2 pseudogenes are annotated in these 611 nt (G+C 67.3%); one reads left to right on the top strand and one right to left on the bottom strand.

Annotated elements, in window-relative coordinates:
• Window positions 1–217 (top strand): annotated as a pseudogene (locus A5782_RS16655) (hypothetical protein); the annotation flags it as partial.
• A 4-nt stretch (window positions 218–221) separates the two neighbouring features.
• Here A5782_RS16655 and A5782_RS16660 read toward each other — a convergent pair.
• Window positions 222–611, bottom strand: a pseudogene (locus A5782_RS16660) (hypothetical protein); the annotation flags it as partial.

Below are 611 nucleotides of genomic sequence, written 5' to 3' on the forward strand. Positions count from 1 at the left end.
CGACCAGATGAAGATGGTCGCCAAGCTGTCCGGCGGGCAGTCTTACACCGCCACCAACCTCGGCGAGCTCGAAAAGAGCTACAACGCCATCGAGAACGAGATCGGCTACCGTACGGTGCCAGGGCCGGGCAGCTCCGGGTGGCTGCGCCTCGGCGTATTGACCGCCCTGATCGCGACGGCGCTGGCATTGTTGATCAACCGCCGCCTGCCCAGCTGAGGACTCAGGCGGGCAGCCTGCGGTTCAGCAGGAGACCGGCCAGGATGGCGCCGGCCATGACGAAGGCGCCGAGCAGCATCCAGGCCAGGCTCGCGTCGCCCTTCACGGTTTCGTAGCCGATCTGGCGCTGCAGCGTCGAGTACACGTTCTTCAGGGAATCCAGGCTGTCGGCGTGGAACGACTGGCCGTCGGTGATCTCGCAGATCTTCTGCAGGGTCTGGTCGTCCACCGGAACCGGGACGGCGACCCGCTGCCCGTCCATCTCGATCTCGCCGCCCTTGGTCCCGAACGAGATCGTCGAGATCGGCACGCCTTCGTCCTTGGCCAACCGGGCCGCGGTGAACGCCCCCTGCGGGGCATTGGGGTCCAGCGGCACGTTCTCGGCGCCGTCGGG

The sequence above is a fragment of the Mycobacterium sp. 852002-40037_SCH5390672 genome, assembly GCF_001665875.1.
Lineage (GTDB): Bacteria > Actinomycetota > Actinomycetes > Mycobacteriales > Mycobacteriaceae > Mycobacterium.